This window comes from Herbaspirillum sp. GCM10030257 (assembly GCF_042666555.1).
Classification (GTDB): domain Bacteria; phylum Pseudomonadota; class Gammaproteobacteria; order Burkholderiales; family Burkholderiaceae_D; genus Noviherbaspirillum.
Genome location: NZ_JBHTDH010000147.1, coordinates 1 through 524, shown reverse-complemented (window position 1 = coordinate 524; position 524 = coordinate 1). Strand labels below are relative to the sequence as shown.

Here is a 524-nt window from a genome sequence, read left to right as displayed (position 1 = left end):
GATCGGGCAGTACTCAATGGCATTTTGTGGGTATTGCGTACCGGGGCGTGCTGGGCCGATCTTCCCGACCGGTTTCCTTCCGGGTCCACCTGCTTCAGGCGCTTTAGTCGCTGGGTCAGAGCCGGCGTCATGCGACAGATACTGGAAGCGCTGGCATGGCACCTGGAAGAAGCAGGAAAAATCGACTTATCGGAATGCTTCATCGACGGCACCTTCGTGGTGGCAAAAAAAGGGGCCCAAAAGTGGGAAAGACCAAGCGGGGCAAAGGTACGAAGCTCATGGTTATTGCAGACGCTCATGGTCTTCCACTCGCCGTGCACACGGCTTCTGCTAGCCCACATGAAATCACCCTTGTCGAGGCTACCATCGATGAAACCTTCACGGTGGGACGACCCCAACGACTTATTGGGGATCGCGCCTACGACAGTGATCCGCTCGATCAAAGGCTGGCACAGCGCGGTATTGAACTGATTGCGCCACATAAGCGAAACCGGAAGAAAGCAGCGACGCAGGACGGGCGAGCG

The 524-nt window shown here is 57.1% G+C and carries 1 protein-coding gene and 1 pseudogene; both read left to right on the top strand.

The window, feature by feature from the left end; all coding sequences use genetic code 11:
• Nucleotides 1–24: 24 nt before the first annotated feature.
• A pseudogene (locus tag ACFQUU_RS29500) lies at nt 25–81 on the top strand (hypothetical protein); the annotation flags it as partial.
• Nucleotides 82–155: 74 nt separating this feature from the next.
• Nucleotides 156–524: transposase (locus ACFQUU_RS29495; RefSeq protein ID WP_382252208.1), on the top strand; the 369-nt coding region annotated here is incomplete at its 3' end.